Source organism: Rhizobium sp. L51/94 (assembly GCF_019355555.1).
GTDB lineage: Bacteria > Pseudomonadota > Alphaproteobacteria > Rhizobiales > Rhizobiaceae > Rhizobium > Rhizobium rhododendri.
Map to the genome: position 1 here is coordinate 310,509 of NZ_CP072143.1, position 17,703 is coordinate 328,211.

Below are 17,703 nucleotides of genomic sequence, written 5' to 3' on the forward strand. Positions count from 1 at the left end.
AACGGATGTGATTGATATTCGCAGCAAAGAGTTCCGGGCTAGTACGCGCTTTCGGAACTCGATTTTCACTGTAGTCATCGTATTAATATCGTTATTAGTCGCAGACTCCATCTGGATTAATCGAGCAAGCCCGTCGATTCCCGAAGGTGTCTTATCGCAACAGATTTCGCGCGGGGCGGTCAGAGAAATAGTTCTAGCCACCGGCAAAATCTTGCCTCGCGCATACGTCGATGTCGGGGCTCAGGCGTCAGGAACACTGAAAAAGGTTCACTTCGAAGTAGGAGATCCGGTCAACGCCGGAGACCTACTTGCCGAAATCGACCCTGCGGTCCAAGCTGCAAAAGTAGATGCTGATCGCGCTCAATTGACGGAATTGCAAGCAGATCTCGTTGCTCAACAGGCTGAAGCTACCTATGCCGCAGCCCAACTCCAGCGAAATATTAGGCTTGCACCAACGAGCTCTATTTCACAGGCTGCTTACGATCTTGCGGTACGCGACGCCAAAACAACAGCGTCGAAGGCCGAATCTATTGGTGCACAGATCGCACAAATGCAGTCGGCTATGAAATCCGACGAAGCTCTTCTTGGCTATACCAAAATTTACGCGCCTATGGCAGGGACGATTGTTTCAATCGATGCTCGCGAAGGACAAACACTTAACGCAGCATACTCCACCCCAATGGTCATGCGAATAGCAGATCTTCACACCATGACGGTTTGGGCTCAAGTCTCGGAAGCGGATGTACCTCAACTAAGGGTAGGCATGGATTTGTCGTTTACGACACTTGGTTATGGGGAAAGGCGGTGGGTTGGAAAACTTCGGCAAATATTGCCGGCTCCACAGAAGCCAGATCAGCAATCGGGGCAAGGAGCCATTGGCGGGGGAGCTCAGGCCGCCTCAAACACGGTTGTTTTATATACAGCGCTATTTGATATCGACAATACGAGCGGTGACTTACGATCAGAAATGACCGCACAGGTATCATTTATCACCGCCAGTGTTGAGAGCGCGATTGTCGCTCCCATGAGCGCATTGATGATTTCTCCAGGAGAAAACAACAAAGCCCAAGTGACAGTTATTGATGCCATCGGTCATAGCGATCTCCGCACAGTGAGTATTGGCCTGCGTACCCGTTTTGAGGCACAGATTTTAAATGGCCTAGCGCCGGGTGATCGCGTTGTGGTGGGACACCGTACAGTTAAAAGCGGCCGCTCCATCTTTGGGCTACAGCTATGAAGGCTGGTGATGGATCAATGCCATATCCCTTGATCGAACTAGCTGCTGTTGGAAAGGAATTTCCGGAATCCGCAACCAGCTCAACCAGAGTGCTACGCAATGTCTCATTCACTATTGATGCTGGTGAGTTTGTCGCGATTATGGGACCGTCCGGTTCTGGAAAGTCGACATTGATGAACATCCTTGGCCTTCTCGATCATCCTAGTGACGGAAGCTATCGAATCAACGGCCGTGACGTCACATCCTTAACCAACAACCAGTTGGCGGCCCATCGGCGTCAGACGTTTGGCTTTATCTTTCAGCAATATCGCCTCATAACTTCGATGACCGCCATAGAGAATGTAGAAATGCCGGCTGCCTATGCCGGAGATCCTAAAGATCGGCGGCGAGATCGTGCTTCTTGGCTTTTAGGAAAGCTTGGCCTAGCGTCATTCCTTCATTATTATCCAGGGCAACTCTCTGGAGGACAACAACAACGCGTTTCGATTGCCAGAGCTCTGGTCAATGGGGGACAGGTGATCCTCGCAGATGAGCCAACTGGTGCACTTGATAGCGAAACCGGCGGCGAAGTCATTGCGTTGCTAAGCGATCTTGCAATGCAAGGTCATACTGTGATCCTTATTACACACGATCGTAAGACCGCTCAATCCGCAAGACGTATCATTGAGATACATGATGGGAATGTCATCACTGATACACGTCAACCTTCCCAAAACGCTACCACGGCTGACAAAGTAGCTTTGTCAGCTAATCAGGTAAATTCTCCGGTTGCCACTATCCGGAGCAATGTAACGGAGGCGTTTAAGTCTGGAGCAAGGGGACTACGTGCCAATCCGTTCCGGACTTTTCTCACCCTTCTTGGTGTCATTATCGGCGTAGCATCGGTTGCAACACTGATGGCAATCGGAGAGGGTGCCCGACGTGACGTCCTCGACCGGATGGCTGTATATGGCGCCGGCCGAATATATGTTGTGCCTGGTGGTGAGCGAAGCCGTGGAGCCGGCGGCAGGTTGCTTGCCAGTGATGTGGACCTGGTTCGAACTGTAACAAATGTCTCGGCGGCGATACCATATCTTGCAGGTCGCGTCACGGTGCGGGCAGGCAATGTAGACTACCTGACGACTGCTGCAGCAAGTACGGACGACTTTCCGATGGTCCAGAGCTGGCAAGTCGATCGCGGACGGTTCTTCACAAATGACGATAATCGCAAACTGGCAACGGTTGCCGTCGTGGGAGCCGCAGTTGCCAGCCGGCTATTCCCCGTTGGCTCAGACCCTCTCCAACAAATAATTCTCATCCAGGGAGTGCCATTTCAAATTATCGGCGTCTTCGCCGTTAAGGGAGGTGACGGTACGGGTACAAACAACGATGATTCCATCGTTGTTCCACAAAAAACGGGTCAAATACGGCTGTTTGGCACGCAAGAGCTTACGTGGATCTCCCTGATAATGGAGAATATTCATGCGTCAAAAGATACAGAGGACGATATTAAGAATGTGCTAAATCAAGCCCATGGCGGCGATGATTTTCGCGTCCTAAATCAAGCCGCGTACATCGATGCTGAGACCAAAACTCAGGATACTCTCAAACTACTTCTTACGTCCACCGCAGCAATTTCGCTGATAGTTGGGGGCATTGGTATAATGAACGTTATGCTCATGGCTGTAGCGGAGAGAACGCGTGAAATCGGAATTCGTATCGCTGGTGGAGCAAGAACTTTAGACATTTTGATCCAGTTTCTGACGGAAGCTGTAACGATGACGGTGTTTGGCGGCCTATTGGGGCTGGTCTTGGGGTTGGCGGCGGGAGCTGTCGCAGCATTCGGGTTTGGAGTTCCTGTGATCTTCACTGGCGTCTCTTTGGCGGGTGCCCTGATCAGCGCAATTTTGATGGGATTGATATTCGGCTTCGCTCCCGCTCTTCGTGCGGCAAGGCTGAAACCTGTTACCGCGCTTGCAAGAGAGTAATCTTGCAAGGCCAGTTTTCGCGGTGCATGTGCTTCGGCGCTTCATTTTTCGTTACATTCGAACGCAAAAAGCAATCACGTCTATTTACATAACTTGAGTCACAAGGTAGACTTTTACCGCTTATCGACGAAAGCGTACTGAAATACACAACCTCAATTCATGCAATTAGATCTCAACGCTAGCGCTGAGGGGGACGAACTGTCTTTGCCTTCAGCTGAAAGGAATTGACGATGATTTCTGTAAAGGCTCTGATCTTTTCTGGGGTCCTACTTGGACTTTCAAGCTTCTCCGCGACAGCTGGGGAGTCGCTAGCCCATAAGGACCTTAACGTCGCACGCTCAGCAGACTTAACCTGGAAAGTTAACGAGCTTCACGCGGCCGATAGCCAAACGAAGCATGCAGCGATTGTCGACGTAAACGACCAGTTCGTTATTAAATCCAGTGCTGACAATGGGGTTACAGCAGTAAAATTCGGAATACTGGATGGTGAGCGGGCAGCATTTGGCTCATGCACAAGCCTCAGCGCTAGCGACTATCATCCTAACTCTGGCCAGAGGCACACAACATGGGTGCAATTCTCGTACTCTCCGCGTGATGGTGCTGGACGGAGGAACATCACCCTCCAAAAGACGGCCGATTTTTACGGGCATGCCAAGGTCTACAATTTCCTGACAACCGGCAAAGCTCACGAAATTGCTCAACTTGATGAGGGTGTTACTGTCCGGATTGATGGTGACCAGCTCACTTATACGCAGAATGCCGGCCCTATTGGAGCTTCTGGAAATATCGACGTACTACGGCTCGCGTACCATTTGGCCGACGACCTGAAGGAAATTGACGCAAACGTCGTATTGAACGACAAAAGCTGGGATGTGGCGACTGCCCGCATTGCTGACGATATTCCAATCTATAGCGTCAATGACTTCAAGTCCCCAACAGTACTTGAGGACCGGTCAACGGTGGCCGCCTCTTCCACTCCCGTCATAGCAGAGCCGACCATTATGGCAGTGGAGGCTAGCGGAACACTGGTAAACAAGGTTAAATATTCCGCTGACTTGAATGCTGAGACCTCGATCGGCAGCCCGGCAATTACTAAAGAAATTAAAAACAAGCTCTCGGCAGTTTCACAAATTTCTGAGTTCAAAACATACCAAGTGGCAGAGAGGAATGCAATGCTCAAGGATGCAGCAAATTTGGTGCCCCTTGCTTAAGAGACACGTTTGCTTGCGTATGCAACATTTTGGACAATAGTGGAAATACCGGCGTGGGTGCATGCCTAATTTAGCTTCATGGGTGAAATATTGAGCGCGCTGCCTGATCTTCAAAAAGACAAGCCGTTACGATTACTTCCTGGAGATCAGGCTCCGCCACTTGAGCTCTCTTTGGCATTTAACGCGCCTCTCCCCGCAAAGATAGAGCTGAATCGTATCTCGTTGATAGTCCTTTGGAACGCGGGTTGCCTTTCAAGCCTACCATCGTTCGAGAAGCTATCTCGGGTCTACGAAGGTCGCGGCATTCCCTGTTATGGGGTGGCCATAATGGTGAGAGACATAGCTAGAACTGCGGCGGCGGCGGCCTCGGTTGACAGTAGTGGTCTGATGGCGCTCGAGGCATTTTCGCAAGTACCATCTCCGCTATCGCGCGGATTAGTGACACGCCGTTGGTTCGAGGACAGTGGTCAGACAGGTATACCGGTTGCTTTTCTAACGGATAGGGCTGGGATAATTGCGTGGATTGGCGACCCCAGTGAGGTTGATGACGTCCTTCCGAAAATTGAATCCGGTAAGTGGGATGTGGAAACGCATCGTAAAACCTGGCAACAAAAGAGAGCAGACCAGGATGTATATGACTTCCGGCTACTTCAAGATTTGGCTGATGCTGAGTTTGCGGGAAAACCTGCCGAGGTCGCAGACCTTATTTCGGTCGCGGAAAATACGTCTGTTCAAATCTCCAGTAACCCGAGATTTTCCAACTTCAAGCTACGAAGTCTTATGGCCAATGGCCAGATTCGGTCTGCGACACAATTCTATGATTGCATTTCCGAGCAATTCCGGGGCTCTGTTTCGACCCAATGTGACCTTGCACGAGCAATCTTAAGGGCCAGCAATTCTGATCAAATTATGCTAGAATTGCTCCTCGGAAATCTCGAAAACTCCTTAGAGTCTACTACCAACCAAAGCAATCTAAGCGGCATCAGCGATCAACTAGTGGTTACCGCCTGACATAAGAGTCCTGTATGGGATTCCATTTGCTGGGTTGGCATGCGAGTCTGGCGCATGCGCACAGGAATATCGTTCACCGTTTCGCCAACAGATCACCAACGCCTGATGGCCTTGACCAGGGATCGCAATGCGCCCCAAAAGCACGTCTGGCGGGCCGAGATCATCCTGCTGAGTGCCGATGGCGTCGGAACTGTCGAGATTATGCGCCAGACCGGCAAATCGAAGACCTGCGTATGGCGCTGGCAAGAGCGCTTCGCCACAGAAGGCGTCGAGGGTCTCCTGCGCGACAAGACGCGGCCGTCGCGTATTGTGCGGCTCGGACCCGATGTCGCCGAGCGTGTGGTGGCCCTGACGCTGGCTGATCCGCCGGGCGAGACGACGCACTGGACGGCCGACATGATGGCGACGGCCGCCGGCATCAGCGCCAGCGCAGTCAGGCGTATCTGGAAAGCGCATGGCCTCGCACCTCATCGGTGGCGGCAGTTCAAATTGTCCAACGACCCGAAATTCGTCGACAAGCTGCGAGACGTTGTCGGCCTCTATGTTGATCCGCCAGCCCACGCCGTCGTGTTGTCGGTCGATGAGAAAAGCCAAATCCAGGCGCTCGACCGCACCCAGCCGGGCCTGCCGATGAAGAAGGGTCGGCTCGGCACCATGACCCACGACTACAAGCGGCACGGCACAACCACGCTGTTTGCCGCCCTCAACGTGCTCGACGGCACCGTCATCGGCCGCAACATGCAGCGTCATCGTCATCAGGAGTTCATCCGCTTCCTCAACGCCATTAACGCCCAGGTGCCGGACGACAAGGCCGTCCACGTCATCCTCGACAACTATGCTGCCCACAAGCATCCCAAGGTGAGAGCCTGGCTCGACCGTCACGAGCGTTTCACCTTCCACTTCACTCCGACTTCAAGCTCATGGCTCAACGCGGTGGAGGGTTTCTTCGCCAGGCTGTCGAAGCGGCGTCTGAAACGCGGCGTTTTCCATTCCGTCGTCGATCTCCAGGCCGCCATCAACCGTTTCCTCGTTGAGCACAACAAAAAGCCAAAGCCCTTCACTTGGACCGCCGATCCCGACAAAATCATCGCCGCCGTTAAACGCGGGCACCAAGCGTTAGATTCCATCCACTAGAATTAAAGTTGTTGATTGCTGAAACGTTGGCTCGCCTAGACGATGAAAGAGCAAACAAAAGCATCAACGCGATCCAGTGCTGGATCGAAGATAAGCCTTTACACGACCTGGAACGGAAATGGGCCATCGCGGAAGTTGAAAGGTTGTCTAAAATGTGAGTTGCACACTGCTCGGATCGATAGACCTGATATCGGCTTGGATGCCGGGAACATGAGATACCAAGACGAAGCGACCGGGCCGGAACCATAGCCCGTCCTCGTCGAGCGGTTTAAGCGGCCGGCGTTCCGAGCGATGCGCTCTTTGAACCATAATGTTAATGTCGATTTCGGTTGATGCCGCAACCATAGCCAGGCGAGCTCGACCATGGTGGCTCGCAAACGCGGATTTCCCGCCTTAGACACGCCCTGTTCGCGATTGACGTTACCGCTTTGCCAGGGGGAGGGGGCAAGACCTGCGTAAGATGCAATTTGGCGTCAATTGTCGAAGTGTCTGAACAGGCCCTCCGTGTGAGTATCGTAGCGAATTCCGGCCCTATTCCTTTGATGCCTAAAAGCGCGGTCGCTTCTTTCGGCGTTTCCGGCGTCTCCTGAACGATCAAGGCATCTCGCTCGGCCTCAACAGCCTTGATTTGTGTGAGCAACAATCCGAGGCGATCGAGTTCTCTGCATATTTCTGCTATCAAATGTTTTGAGAGCGGTCGACCATCGCCAGTCCGAAGTTCTTCCAGACGTTGGCGGCGATCTCGATTGACAGGTTGGTAATCCCGAATTCCTTGCGTGAAGAGCAGGCCCTTTATGCGATTGACGTGGAAGACACGTTCCGCAATCAGAGTTTTCCGCTCCCGTCCAATTCGTCGATTGTCGTCTTCCTCGGGTGTAAGAAGTTTGACCATCGAGCACGCACGAGGCTCGCCACGTTTCCATGCCATCAAAGCGCGGATCAGCGTTTCGCCGTCGATACGGTCGGTCTTCGCCCGGCGATGGCGGCGCGGCATGGCAATTGATGCGGCTTCTACAATGTGGCTCTCAATCCAAGCTTCCTTGCTGAGCACTCGTCCCAGCCAGAAGCCATCCAGCCCGGCCTCCTGAATCACTACCAGTGGGTAAAGTATGTTCTTTCGCCGGGTGGCTTTCTGACGAAGCGCTGCAAAGCATGCGAACAAGCCGGCAATATCCCCTCCAGTAACGGAGTGGCGGGACATCTTCTCGCTGCCAGGTGACAGAGCTGTCACCAGCCACGTCGATTTACTTAATTCCAACGAGACGAATATTGCGCCAAGATCGACGGGGGTATGCGATGAGGTGAAACGTTTGGCATGAAATGAGCGATGATTGGCGCAATGGCCAAGTCATTAGGCGTTAAAGTCTGGCAGTCAAGACAGGAGTTGGCCAATGAAGTTTCGTTTCGGTTTCTCTGCTTCCCAGCGGTCCAGCAGTTGGACCTGACCGGCCCCTATGAGGTCTTCGCCTCCGCTGATGGCGCCGAAGTCCATCTCGTGTGGAAGGACCTCGAACCCGTGAGGTCCTCGACTGGCCTCTGGCTGAAGCCCGACACGCGTTTTGCTGACGCGCCGGATTTCGATGTTCTCTGCGTGCCCGGCGGAGCTGGTGTCAACGCGCTGCTCTTCGACCAGGAGACACTGGCCTTTGTGCGGGACAAGGCGGCGAAGGCTCGCTTCGTGACGTCAGTTTGCACGGGATCGCTCGTTCTTGGCCAGGCCGGTCTCCTTGAGGGCCGGAGGGCCACCACGCACTGGAACGCGCACGCCTTTTTGGAGCGCTTCGGCGCGGTACCGGCAAAGGAGCGGGTCGTTCGAGACGGATCCCTCATCACCGCGGGTGGCGTGACGTCTGGCATCGACTTCGGACTTACTGTTGTCGCGGAGCTATTGGGACGGGAGGAGGCCGAGATAATCCAGCTCTCGCTAGAATATGCGCCGGCGCCTCCCTTCAGCTCGGGCCTGCCCGAAACTGCCCCCTCGTCCGTGCTTGCGGCAGCGCGAGCCCGCATGGCGGGATCGCGAGCGGAACGCGAGGCGCTTCTGGTCGGCAGGTCTGTATAGAAACAGACATCCGGATCTGCGCATCTTAACCCGATACCCCAGTCCGTCCGCGTGCGACGGAAGCAATGTTCATCCCGCCGATGCCATGAGCGGTCCAGGCGCCGATATCCAACGAAACGACAAGCCTTAGTTCCCTGTCGAACATGCGCAGACCCGCTTCATATATATGATACAGGACAGTCAAGCCCACATGTAGTTCGCCATAGCCATGCCGAAAGCGCAATATTGAGTAGCATATTTACTCATAATAATACGTTTAGATTACAAATATATTCTCTCGCGCCTTTGGATATATTAAAGATATATCGATCGAAAGTAAGGCCTAGAGGTAGGCCGCCCTAATAGGGCGGCTCGGCATTAATCAGGCAGTCGAAATGCGTTCTCATCCTTGGCAAGGCGCGCTTCAGCTACCGCTGTCGATTTCAGAAGACGGGTTCAGTTGGCGATCAAAAAAGCATTTCAGTAAGGGCGTCACGTCAGAAAATTAGGCCGCACCCGCAATGAATATCATCTCATCAGAGGCGCCTTCATCGAAAGGCTTTTTGTCCCAGGGAAGGTTTCCGTCATCGCCATGAACGGTATGGCGTTCGACCTGTCGTCTCCGCATGGCCGCATGCTCGCGACCTTTCTCTCGGGCATTGCTGAGTTCGAGCGTGATCTCATCAGTGAGCGGGTCAAGTCCGGCCTCGCCGCAGCAAAGGCACGCGGCAAGAAGCTAGGCCGCCAGACCGGAGATCGCCCAAAGTCGGACCGCCTCACGCCGAAAGTCATGGCAATGATTACGGAAGGCCGCAGTTACCGCTGGATCGCGCGCCATCTCGGCATCAGCAAGAATACCGTTGGCGAAATAACAAGGCGCAACAACCGACCTGAGAAAAACTCGTCAATGTCATAACCATCGATACGAATTTTGGAGTGTTCTGAATGTCAGTTTGGCCAGATCTGTTCGCGGCAGAAGGCAATTTCGCATCCGTCGTTCCGCTTACGATGGAGCATCATGATGACCTGGTCGAAGCCGCCGGCGACGGTGAGTTGCATCGGATTTGGTACACAAAAGTACCAGAGCCAGAAAATATGGGGGTCGAAATTGAAAGACGGCTTGGGCTCCGCACTATCGGCTCCATGTTTCTATTTGCCACTATTGAACGGGCAAGTGGCAAAGCCGTTGGAATGACCACCTATATGAACATCGAAGCTGCAAACAAAAGGCTGGAAATCGGGGCTAACCGCGAGTCCCACGCACTTCTGCATGCCAACAAAGCGTGCTCCGAGCTGCACAACCATAACTCGCGCACCCGCTGGCGCAACCGGTTGCCGCCACCACAGATGCCGGAAGGCCGTGCCGTCACAATATCTCGAAGCCATAATGGCGAAACGAGCCCGTCACCTACTCTTATGTTCTATCTTGAGTATGCAGACGAGGCGGCAATGCTAATTATCGTATAGCCTGGCCAGGAAGCCAGATTCGCTCCGATCTGTTTGCCGAACTGGATGTATTGGTCCACTCGTTGCCAAGTCGTGCCTCGCCGCGAAGGGTGGCGACCCTAACTTTTTTGGCAATATTTCCGAACGCGCGCCGCAGCTAGTCTCCTGGAACTGAAATAAGCATCATTCTGTTTTCTTCTGCAGCAGCCTCGGCAGGAGGTCGAGTGATCATGAGCACGCGAGCAGACATTTGACGCTGAGTGAGGGAGATGCTTCCGGTGATCAGTCGCGAAAATCGCGGAACGCAGGTCGACCGACCAATCGACGGACCAGCCATCCGCAGCGATATGGTCGCGGAGCGCGTTGCCGATTATGAAATTGTCTTCCACTAACAGTACGGGCACCTATTCGGCTCCAGCTTCGGCAGTCAAGATGCACCGGCATGCTGACATCCACCTGAAACCGGCTCGTTAAGGCTCCTGTCAGCTAGGTTTGCGAGACGACGACGCGGCGAAGTCCTCTTTCGATATTGGTGACGCGGGCCTCTCCATCCGCTGCACGTCCGCTCGGTGACCAGCTCCGCATCCGGCCGTTCATTCCTTCCAAGATCGCGCACGCAAGGCCGAATTCATGATTGAACAGATCGCAATGGCGTGGATCCTCGGCCTGGTCGAGGGTCTGACCGAATTCATTCCCGTTTCTTCCACCGGGCACCTGATACTTCTCGGCCATTTCATGGGCTTCAAGTCTGCCGCGACCTTCGACGTGCTCATTCAACTCGGCGCGATCTTGGCAATCCTGCTCGTCTATTTCCAGCGCCTGGTAGGCATTGCAAAGGCCCTACCGACGGACAGACGCGCGCGTCACTTCGTGCTCGCCATTCTGTTTGCGTTCCTGCCGGCGGCGGTGATCGGCGCTGTAGCCCACGACTATATCAAGGCTGTGCTTTTCGAGACGCCGATGCTGGTTTGCATCGTGCTCGTTCTCGGCGGCTTCGTTCTGCTGGCGGTCGACAAATTCGCATTCAAACCTCTTTATCGCGATGCCATGGACTATTCCTGGCCAATGGCGGTCTGCATCGGCTTCTTCCAGTGCTTGGCCATGATACCGGGCACATCACGGTCAGGGGCGACGATCGTCGGCGCGCTGTTGCTTGGCGGAGATAAGCGGTCGGCAGCCGAATTCTCTTTCTTTCTGGCGATGCCGACCATGGTCGGGGCCTTCGCCCTCGACCTATTCAAGAGCCGGCACGATCTCAGCGCCGATGACGGGCTACTGATCGTCGTCGGCTTCGTCGCTGCCTTCGTCTCCGGCCTGCTGGTGGTGCGATCACTGCTAAATTTCGTGTCGACGCGCGGATTTGCGCCGTTCGCGTGGTGGCGGATTATGGTTGGAGTGATCGGAATGATTGGCCTATTGACGGTTGGCTAGTGTCGTTCGTCTGGCGACCGCCTCATTCGAAACCGATGCGACGGCCATTGTCTTTTCACCCCATCCAGGAAACAAAGCTGGTAATCCAGCGGAACGGTTCGTTCTTGCCATCGATATTGAAGACCACAGGCCTGCAATCCGGTGACATCGGCCCTTTCAGCCTTTCGGTTGCAAGTGGAGAATGTCTGGCTGTGGCCGGTCCTTCCGGATCGGGGAAATCCTTGCTTCTGCGAATGATGGCCGATCTGCTGCCCCATGCGGGGTCCTGCTGGCTCGATGGCCAGGAATGCACCGCCATGCCCGCACCGCAATGGCGTCGGTTGATACGCTACAGTGGATCGGAGCCCGGCTGGTGGGCACCGACGATCGGGGCGCATTTTCGCGATACACAAGGCAATAGAGGCGGTGCCGAGCATCTGGGTCTTTCACAGGCTCTGTTTGACGCAGCGCCCGACCGACTGTCGACCGGTGAGCGGCAGCGCTTCGCGCTGCTGCGGGCGATCGAACAGCGGCCACGGTTTCTCCTCCTAGATGAACCGACCTCGGCTCTCGATCACAATTCCACCCTGCAGGTCGAGTCACTGATCCGCGAACTCATCGCGGAGGATATCGGCATCGTCATCGTCTCGCACGCGGCCGACCAGGTGCAAAGACTCAGCAAGGCCGTTTTCACCATGGGGACAGGCCAATGAGCGGCATGACCTTCGGGCCCATGGAACTGGTGTTGGCGAGCGGGCTGGTGCTGCTCAGTTCAGGTCTCTCGCTGGCCCTGTCCCTCGGCATCCATCGGCAGATCCTGATCGCGGCGTTGCGCACCGCCTTGCAATTGCTGATGATCGGATTTGTGCTGCGGGCCCTGTTTCAAAGCGCCAGCCACCTTTTGACGGCGCTTCTGCTGATCGCCATGATCGCGGCCGCCGCCTTCGAAGTCGGTTCGCGTCAGCAGCGGCGCATCGCCGGGATCTGGCACTATCTGATCAGTGGTGTGGCGGTCAGCCTGTCGACGACGGCAATCGCGGCCTTTGCTCTCGTGACCCTGTCAACCAGCCAAGACTGGACGACCCCTCGGATCATCATTCCGATCGCCGGCATCATTCTCGGGACATCGATGAATGCTGCCAGCGTGGCGCTCAACAGCCTGTTGGGCAGCATTTCCAGTGAACGCAACGCCATCGAAGCGCAACTTGCGCTCGGTTATACCCGTTGGCAGGCGGTGTCCTCGGTCATGCGCCGCGCCGTCCATGCGGGTGCCATTCCGATCATCAACCAGATGGCCGGTGCCGGTATCATCACCTTGCCGGGGATCATGAGCGGCCAGATCCTGGTCGGTCAGGACCCGATGGCAGCCGCGCAGTCGCAGATATTTTTGATGTTCCTGCTGTGCGCCGCGTCGGTCGCCAGCATCATCATCACCGTCTTCTTGTCGCTCTCGCGGCTGACCGATGAGCGCCACCGTGTCAGACTTGATCGCCTGACCAACGGCTAGTCGCGATTGCCGAGTCCGATGCAAATACGTTGGTGGTGGATGCGGAACATCTCAAGCAATTCCCCAGTGCTTTCAGGTAGCTGTCAGTAGGCTTCGCCATAAGCGACAGCACGGTCAATGGTGGACTTTACCCATGAAGTTTTTTTCTAAACGCTTGAAAAAAGCCTTCGCAGTTTCCGGTCTTTCGGCGCTTGCCGTTGCGGCATCACTCGGCGGCTATGCCTGGGCGCTGCAACTGACGGGCAATTTTCATACTGTCATTCCGGGCGAGCTTTATCGGTCGGCGCAGCCATCGCCGCAACAGCTTGCCGATTACGTGCAGAAGAACGGCATCAAGACGGTGATTAATCTGCGGGGTGAAGACGAGGCCGCAAAATGGTACGGGAGCGAGCTGGCGGAGGCCAACCGTCTCGGCGTCCAACACATCGATTTCCGCATGTCGTCATCGCATGAATTGTCGCCGGATCAGGCGGACCGCCTTTTTGCGATCATGCGGTCGGCCCCCAAGCCGATCCTGGTCCATTGCAACAGCGGTGCCGACAGAACCGGCCTGGTTTCGGTCATTTACAGCCAGCAGATCGCCGGCGTCGATGAGGAAACGGCCGAACGGCAACTTTCCTTCTACTATGGCCATGTTGGCTTGCAGGCGGTTTCTCCGACCTACGCTATGGATTCTAGCTGGACGAAGCTCGAAAAGCATTTCGGCGTCAAGGAACAGGTTCTGGCGCCCCCGAATTCGAAGCCAGTCAGTGGGTGATTTCTTTCACAGCCTTTCATCGCGTCCCGAGCTGCCTGCGAACCGACGCCGGTGTCCGTCGTTGCGTATCGACACCAGGGGCTTGAAATGATTTCCTCCTCTGATCGACGCGAGAAGTCCGGCATCGGACTGAGAATTGCCCGGACTTCGATCGCTATCGGATCGCTTCTGTTCGTGTCGCTGATGGTCGCCGTGGTGAATGGTTGGACAGAGCGTTTTGATCATGACGTGCTGCTAGTGATCCGCCACAGGGACGATACGTCTGTGCCACTGGGTCCATCGTCACTCGTCCATATCTTCATCGCCATCACCGACCTCGGCAGCAGTGTCGCACTTGGCATCATCGCCGCAGCCGTCGCGGGATATCTCTTCATCGTCGGGAAAAGATCAGATGGCGTGTTTTTGCTTTTTTCGGTGATCGGTGCCTGGTGCCTCTTCAACATTATCAAGCTTGCTGTTGGGCGTCCAAGACCGGACATAGGATTGCACGTCGTTCCAGCGAGCGGCTTCAGCTTTCCAAGCGGGCACGCTACCGATTCATCCGCCACCTATCTGGCCCTTGCGCTGCTGTTTGCCGCCACCCAGTCCTCCAGTCGGCTGCGTGCCTGCGGATACGCTCTGGCGCTTGTCATGATCGCCCTCATTGGGTCGAGCCGAGTGTACCTTGGTGTTCATTATCCGATCGATGTCGTGGCTGGCTGGTGCTGTGGCGTCGTTTGGGTCCTGGTGTGCTGGCTGGTGACAAAACGCCTGACGCTGGCGCGTTCGCGCGGATAGACGTCATCCGCTCCGCTTCGTCTCCAATCTATTTTATTTATCTCCACCCTAAAATCGATCCAGGAAGTCCCGTCAAATGGTAGATTTGTGCCGCAAGCCCGAACTGAACATTGTGTATCTCGAGATGGGGGCTTCCAAGGTCCCTGAGGTCACCGCGCTTTTTTGGATCATCAAGATCCTGACTACGGGTATGGGTGAAACAACGTCCGACTACCTCGTCACCACCATCGATCCCATGGTCGCTGTCGGATTTGGCGGCGTTGCCTTCGTGGCATCGCTGGTGCTTCAATTGCGGGCCAAGCGCTACATCGCCTGGATCTACTGGCTGGCGGTCGTCATGGTCTCGGTATTCGGGACAATGGCCGCCGACGTGGTGCACGTCGTGCTCGGCATCTCTTACGCGATCTCGACGCCGTTCTTTGCTGTCGCGCTGGCTTTGATCTTCGCGATCTGGCAGCGGACCGAGGGAACGCTGTCGATTCACAGCGTCTACACGACGCGGCGCGAACTCTTCTATTGGGCGACCGTCTCGACCACCTTTGCACTCGGAACTGCGGCCGGCGATCTGACCGCGACAAACATGGGGCTCGGCTATTTGCAATCCGGCATTCTGTTTGCCGTCGTGTTCGCGCTTCCTGCGATTGCCTATTGGAAACTCGGCTTTTCAGAAATTGCGACCTTCTGGTTCGCCTATGTCGTCACCCGGCCTCTGGGTGCCTCGTTCGCGGACTGGATGGGCGTGAATGCCGCCCGCGGAGGCTTGAATTGGGGAACCGGTCCCGTCAGCCTGGTTCTGGCGATCCTAATTTGTGCGCTTGTCGTCTATTCGTCGCTGACCAGAAAGAGATCGAAGACTGAACTACCCGCCGGTGGGTATTGAAGTCGATGCCGCGGCGCGCGGCTCGGACCCGCAGGAGGTCAAGCCAGTGCCAGTCAAAAGACGCTTTCGGTGTTGGCAGCCGCATGAACGTCAGACACGGAAAATTGCACGACGACGGACAGTCCCGGTTGATTGTCTTGTAACAGAACTATTGCACCATGCAGTTCTGCGATCGCCTTCACGAGGCTCAAGCCCAGCCCGCTGCCCGGTGTCGTCCGGCTTTTGTCCAGCCGATAGAGACGCCGGAAAACCAGGGCCCGTTCTTCTGGTGGAATCCCTGGGCCGTTGTCCGCGACGACAGCCTGCGGACTTTCACCATCCCTGCCGGACCTTATCGATATGACGGTGCCCGCCGGACAATGGGTGATGGCGTTTTCAACAATATTGACAAACATCTGGGTCAGCAATTCAGGATCACCCAGCACCCACTGCGACGGGCTTGAACTCGGATCGAATTGTATCGACTGTCCATTGTCGATCGCGACGTCGCCATAGATCTCCGCGATGGAGGCTAAAATGCCCAATAGGTCGACGCGTTTAAAACGCGTCTTGCGTGCGCCAGCTTCGATTTGTGAGACACGCAGCAGGGCTTCGAAGGTGGCGTTGATATGATCGGCTTCGGCACGCGCCTCGAGCAACAGGGCCAGTGTCTCTTGTCCACTCTCGCTTTGCTGTATTGCCTGTTCGACGGTCATCTTCAGGCGGTTCAGCGGGGTCTTGAGGTCATGGGCGATATCGGTGCTGACCTGCCGCATGCCTTCGACGAGGCCGGAGAGGCGATCGAGCGCGTGGTTCATGTGCGTGGCGACGACATCGATATCATCGCCATTTCCGCGTAGCGGTATGCGGTCGGTTAGGTTGCCCCCGGAGACCTCGACCATTGTCCGTTCGATGCCATCGAGACGGCGTTGCGCGCGACCAGCGAGCCACGCGCCACCGGCCACGGCCAAGGCGACGATGGCGACGGAAGCCCAGGCGAAACTCACCAGGGCGATCCTTTCGAGATGGTTCGTTTCGACATAGCTCTGCCCGATGATCAGATGATTGGGTCCGACATTTCCGGCGAAACTCCGGAATTGGCCATCGCTTGCCATTCCGACGTCACTGGCAGGAACGGTGGAAAAGCCCTCCTGGAAACGGGCGGCCGGAATATTTCCCGCCACCCTTCTGCCATCGGGATCGAGCAGGAGAAAAATGCGATTGTTCGAGCGGCTAAGGCTGGCATAGGTGCCGACCGCTGCCGTCAGGTCCTCGAGATCGTTGGCGACGTAAGTCGAGGCAACAACGGAATAGGTTTCCCGGATCGACATGTCCAAAGCGCGCGACAATTCCCGCCTTAGCAGTTCGTAGGTCACCGCGCCGGCGATCAGAAAGGCCGTAATAAAAAGGATGCCGAAGGTCAGCGCCAGCCTGAACGGCGTGCTGCGCAACAGCCTAGCGCGGCGCATGAAGGCAATAGCCCGTGTTACGGACCGTGTGCAGAAGCTGGACCTCGAAGGGTTTGTCGATCTTGGCGCGAAGCCGGCTGATATGGGTTTCGACGACGCTGGTCTTCGGGTCGAAATGAAAGTCCCAGACCCGCTCCAGCAACATGGTGCGCGTCAGAACCCGGCCTTCGCCGCGCGTCAGTACCTCGAGCAAAGTGAACTCGCGCGGCTGCAGCTCGATCACCTGGCCCTGACGGGTGACGAGCCTGCGGACGAGATCGATTTCGAGGTCGGCGACGCGAAGGACAGTTTTCTCCTGCTGGATCGGCGGGCGACGGGCAAGCGCGTTAACGCGCGCCAACAACTCGGAGAATGCGAATGGCTTGGTCAGGTAGTCGTCGCCGCCGGCCTCCAGTCCCTCGACCCGGTCGTCGACCCCTCCGACCGACGTCAGAAAAATTGCCGGCGTTTTCACCTGCGCGGCGCGAACCGCCCGGACCATCGACAGGCCGTCCAGCCCCGGAATCATCCGGTCGACGATCATCACATCGTAAGGGTTACGCGTTGCTTGAAAGAGCGCATCTCGTCCATCGGCGATGATGTCACAGACATGCCCCATCTCCAGAAAACCCTTGGAAATATATTGCGCCGTCTTGGGGTCGTCCTCGACGACGAGAATATGCATGGGCTGTTGACGTCCTTCGCTTCAGACGGAATCCGGGGTTGCGCGCTTTGGTATCGCAGTATTGTGTCACCAACCTTAGCCGCACCTTACAGATTCGTAACATAAGCCTCTGGTTTGCCTTACGAAACCGTATTGTTGCGGACAGAATGTCGTATGCGCAACCCAGTATAGCTTGATCTGCCGCCGATCAGAAATCGCATCGTGCGGAAGATC

At 55.7% G+C, this 17,703-nt stretch carries 15 protein-coding genes and 2 pseudogenes; 14 read left to right on the forward strand and 3 right to left on the reverse strand.

Annotated elements, in window-relative coordinates; translation table 11 throughout:
- The first annotated feature begins 7 nt into the window (after positions 1–7).
- The 5 genes from J5274_RS25555 (at position 8) to J5274_RS25575 (ending at position 6,560) form a co-directional block, all read left to right on the forward strand.
- The gene (locus tag J5274_RS25555) at positions 8–1,237 is read left to right on the forward strand and encodes an efflux RND transporter periplasmic adaptor subunit (RefSeq protein WP_219275774.1); all 1,230 of its coding nucleotides are present in this window, start codon (positions 8–10) and stop codon (positions 1,235–1,237) included.
- Positions 1,234–3,204: an ABC transporter permease gene (locus J5274_RS25560; RefSeq protein WP_219275775.1), complete on the forward strand. Its 1,971-nt coding sequence runs from the start codon at positions 1,234–1,236 to the stop codon at positions 3,202–3,204. The genes J5274_RS25555 and J5274_RS25560 overlap by 4 nt, the downstream gene beginning before the upstream one ends.
- Positions 3,205–3,434: 230 nt before the next feature.
- Positions 3,435–4,415: a hypothetical protein gene (locus tag J5274_RS25565; protein WP_219275776.1), complete on the forward strand. Its 981-nt coding sequence runs from the start codon at positions 3,435–3,437 to the stop codon at positions 4,413–4,415.
- 90 nt (positions 4,416–4,505) lie between these two features.
- Entirely contained in the window at positions 4,506–5,426 is a 921-nt protein-coding gene (locus tag J5274_RS25570) for a hypothetical protein (RefSeq protein WP_219275777.1), read from the forward strand.
- A gap of 54 nt (positions 5,427–5,480) precedes the next feature.
- On the forward strand, positions 5,481–6,560 hold the full coding sequence (locus J5274_RS25575; RefSeq protein ID WP_111223089.1) for an IS630 family transposase: 1,080 nt from the start codon (positions 5,481–5,483) through the stop codon (positions 6,558–6,560).
- A gap of 98 nt (positions 6,561–6,658) precedes the next feature.
- On the opposite strand, the pseudogene J5274_RS25580 reads toward J5274_RS25575, so the two are convergent.
- Positions 6,659–7,761 (reverse strand): annotated as a pseudogene (locus J5274_RS25580) (IS110 family transposase).
- A gap of 183 nt (positions 7,762–7,944) precedes the next feature.
- On the opposite strand from J5274_RS25580, the gene J5274_RS25585 reads away from it, so the two are divergent.
- The 9 genes and pseudogenes from J5274_RS25585 (at position 7,945) to J5274_RS25625 (ending at position 15,378) form a co-directional block, all read left to right on the forward strand.
- Positions 7,945–8,622, forward strand: coding sequence for a DJ-1/PfpI family protein (locus tag J5274_RS25585; RefSeq protein WP_224130004.1), 678 nt, complete (start codon positions 7,945–7,947; stop codon positions 8,620–8,622).
- Positions 8,623–9,175: 553 nt separating this feature from the next.
- Positions 9,176–9,517, forward strand: a pseudogene (locus J5274_RS25590) (recombinase family protein); the annotation flags it as partial.
- Between the two features lie 29 nt (positions 9,518–9,546).
- Complete coding sequence (locus J5274_RS25595) at positions 9,547–10,068, forward strand: GNAT family N-acetyltransferase (protein ID WP_219275780.1); 522 nt, start codon at positions 9,547–9,549, stop codon at positions 10,066–10,068.
- A gap of 609 nt (positions 10,069–10,677) precedes the next feature.
- Positions 10,678–11,478: an undecaprenyl-diphosphate phosphatase gene (locus J5274_RS25600; RefSeq protein WP_219275781.1), complete on the forward strand. Its 801-nt coding sequence runs from the start codon at positions 10,678–10,680 to the stop codon at positions 11,476–11,478.
- A gap of 35 nt (positions 11,479–11,513) precedes the next feature.
- Positions 11,514–12,170 (forward strand): ATP-binding cassette domain-containing protein, encoded by a 657-nt coding sequence (locus J5274_RS25605; protein WP_219275782.1) that lies wholly within the window; start codon positions 11,514–11,516, stop codon positions 12,168–12,170.
- Positions 12,167–12,964, forward strand: coding sequence for an iron export ABC transporter permease subunit FetB (gene fetB, locus J5274_RS25610; RefSeq protein ID WP_219275783.1), 798 nt, complete (start codon positions 12,167–12,169; stop codon positions 12,962–12,964). The genes J5274_RS25605 and fetB overlap by 4 nt, the downstream gene beginning before the upstream one ends.
- Before the next feature lie 133 nt (positions 12,965–13,097).
- The gene (locus tag J5274_RS25615) at positions 13,098–13,721 is read left to right on the forward strand and encodes a dual specificity protein phosphatase family protein (RefSeq protein WP_219275784.1); all 624 of its coding nucleotides are present in this window, start codon (positions 13,098–13,100) and stop codon (positions 13,719–13,721) included.
- An 87-nt stretch (positions 13,722–13,808) separates the two neighbouring features.
- Positions 13,809–14,498: a phosphatase PAP2 family protein gene (locus J5274_RS25620; protein WP_219275785.1), complete on the forward strand. Its 690-nt coding sequence runs from the start codon at positions 13,809–13,811 to the stop codon at positions 14,496–14,498.
- Positions 14,499–14,574: 76 nt separating this feature from the next.
- The gene (locus J5274_RS25625; RefSeq protein WP_219275786.1) at positions 14,575–15,378 is read left to right on the forward strand and encodes a hypothetical protein; all 804 of its coding nucleotides are present in this window, start codon (positions 14,575–14,577) and stop codon (positions 15,376–15,378) included.
- 53 nt (positions 15,379–15,431) lie between these two features.
- On the opposite strand, the gene J5274_RS25630 is transcribed toward J5274_RS25625, so the two are convergent.
- Together J5274_RS25630 and J5274_RS25635 are read right to left on the reverse strand one after the other, a co-directional pair.
- The gene (locus J5274_RS25630; RefSeq protein WP_219275787.1) at positions 15,432–16,826 is read right to left on the reverse strand and encodes a HAMP domain-containing sensor histidine kinase; all 1,395 of its coding nucleotides are present in this window, start codon (positions 16,824–16,826) and stop codon (positions 15,432–15,434) included.
- The gene (locus tag J5274_RS25635) at positions 16,813–17,490 is read right to left on the reverse strand and encodes a winged helix-turn-helix domain-containing protein (protein WP_219275788.1); all 678 of its coding nucleotides are present in this window, start codon (positions 17,488–17,490) and stop codon (positions 16,813–16,815) included. Before J5274_RS25635 ends, J5274_RS25630 begins: the two co-directional genes overlap by 14 nt.
- Between the last annotated feature and the right edge of the window lie 213 nt (positions 17,491–17,703).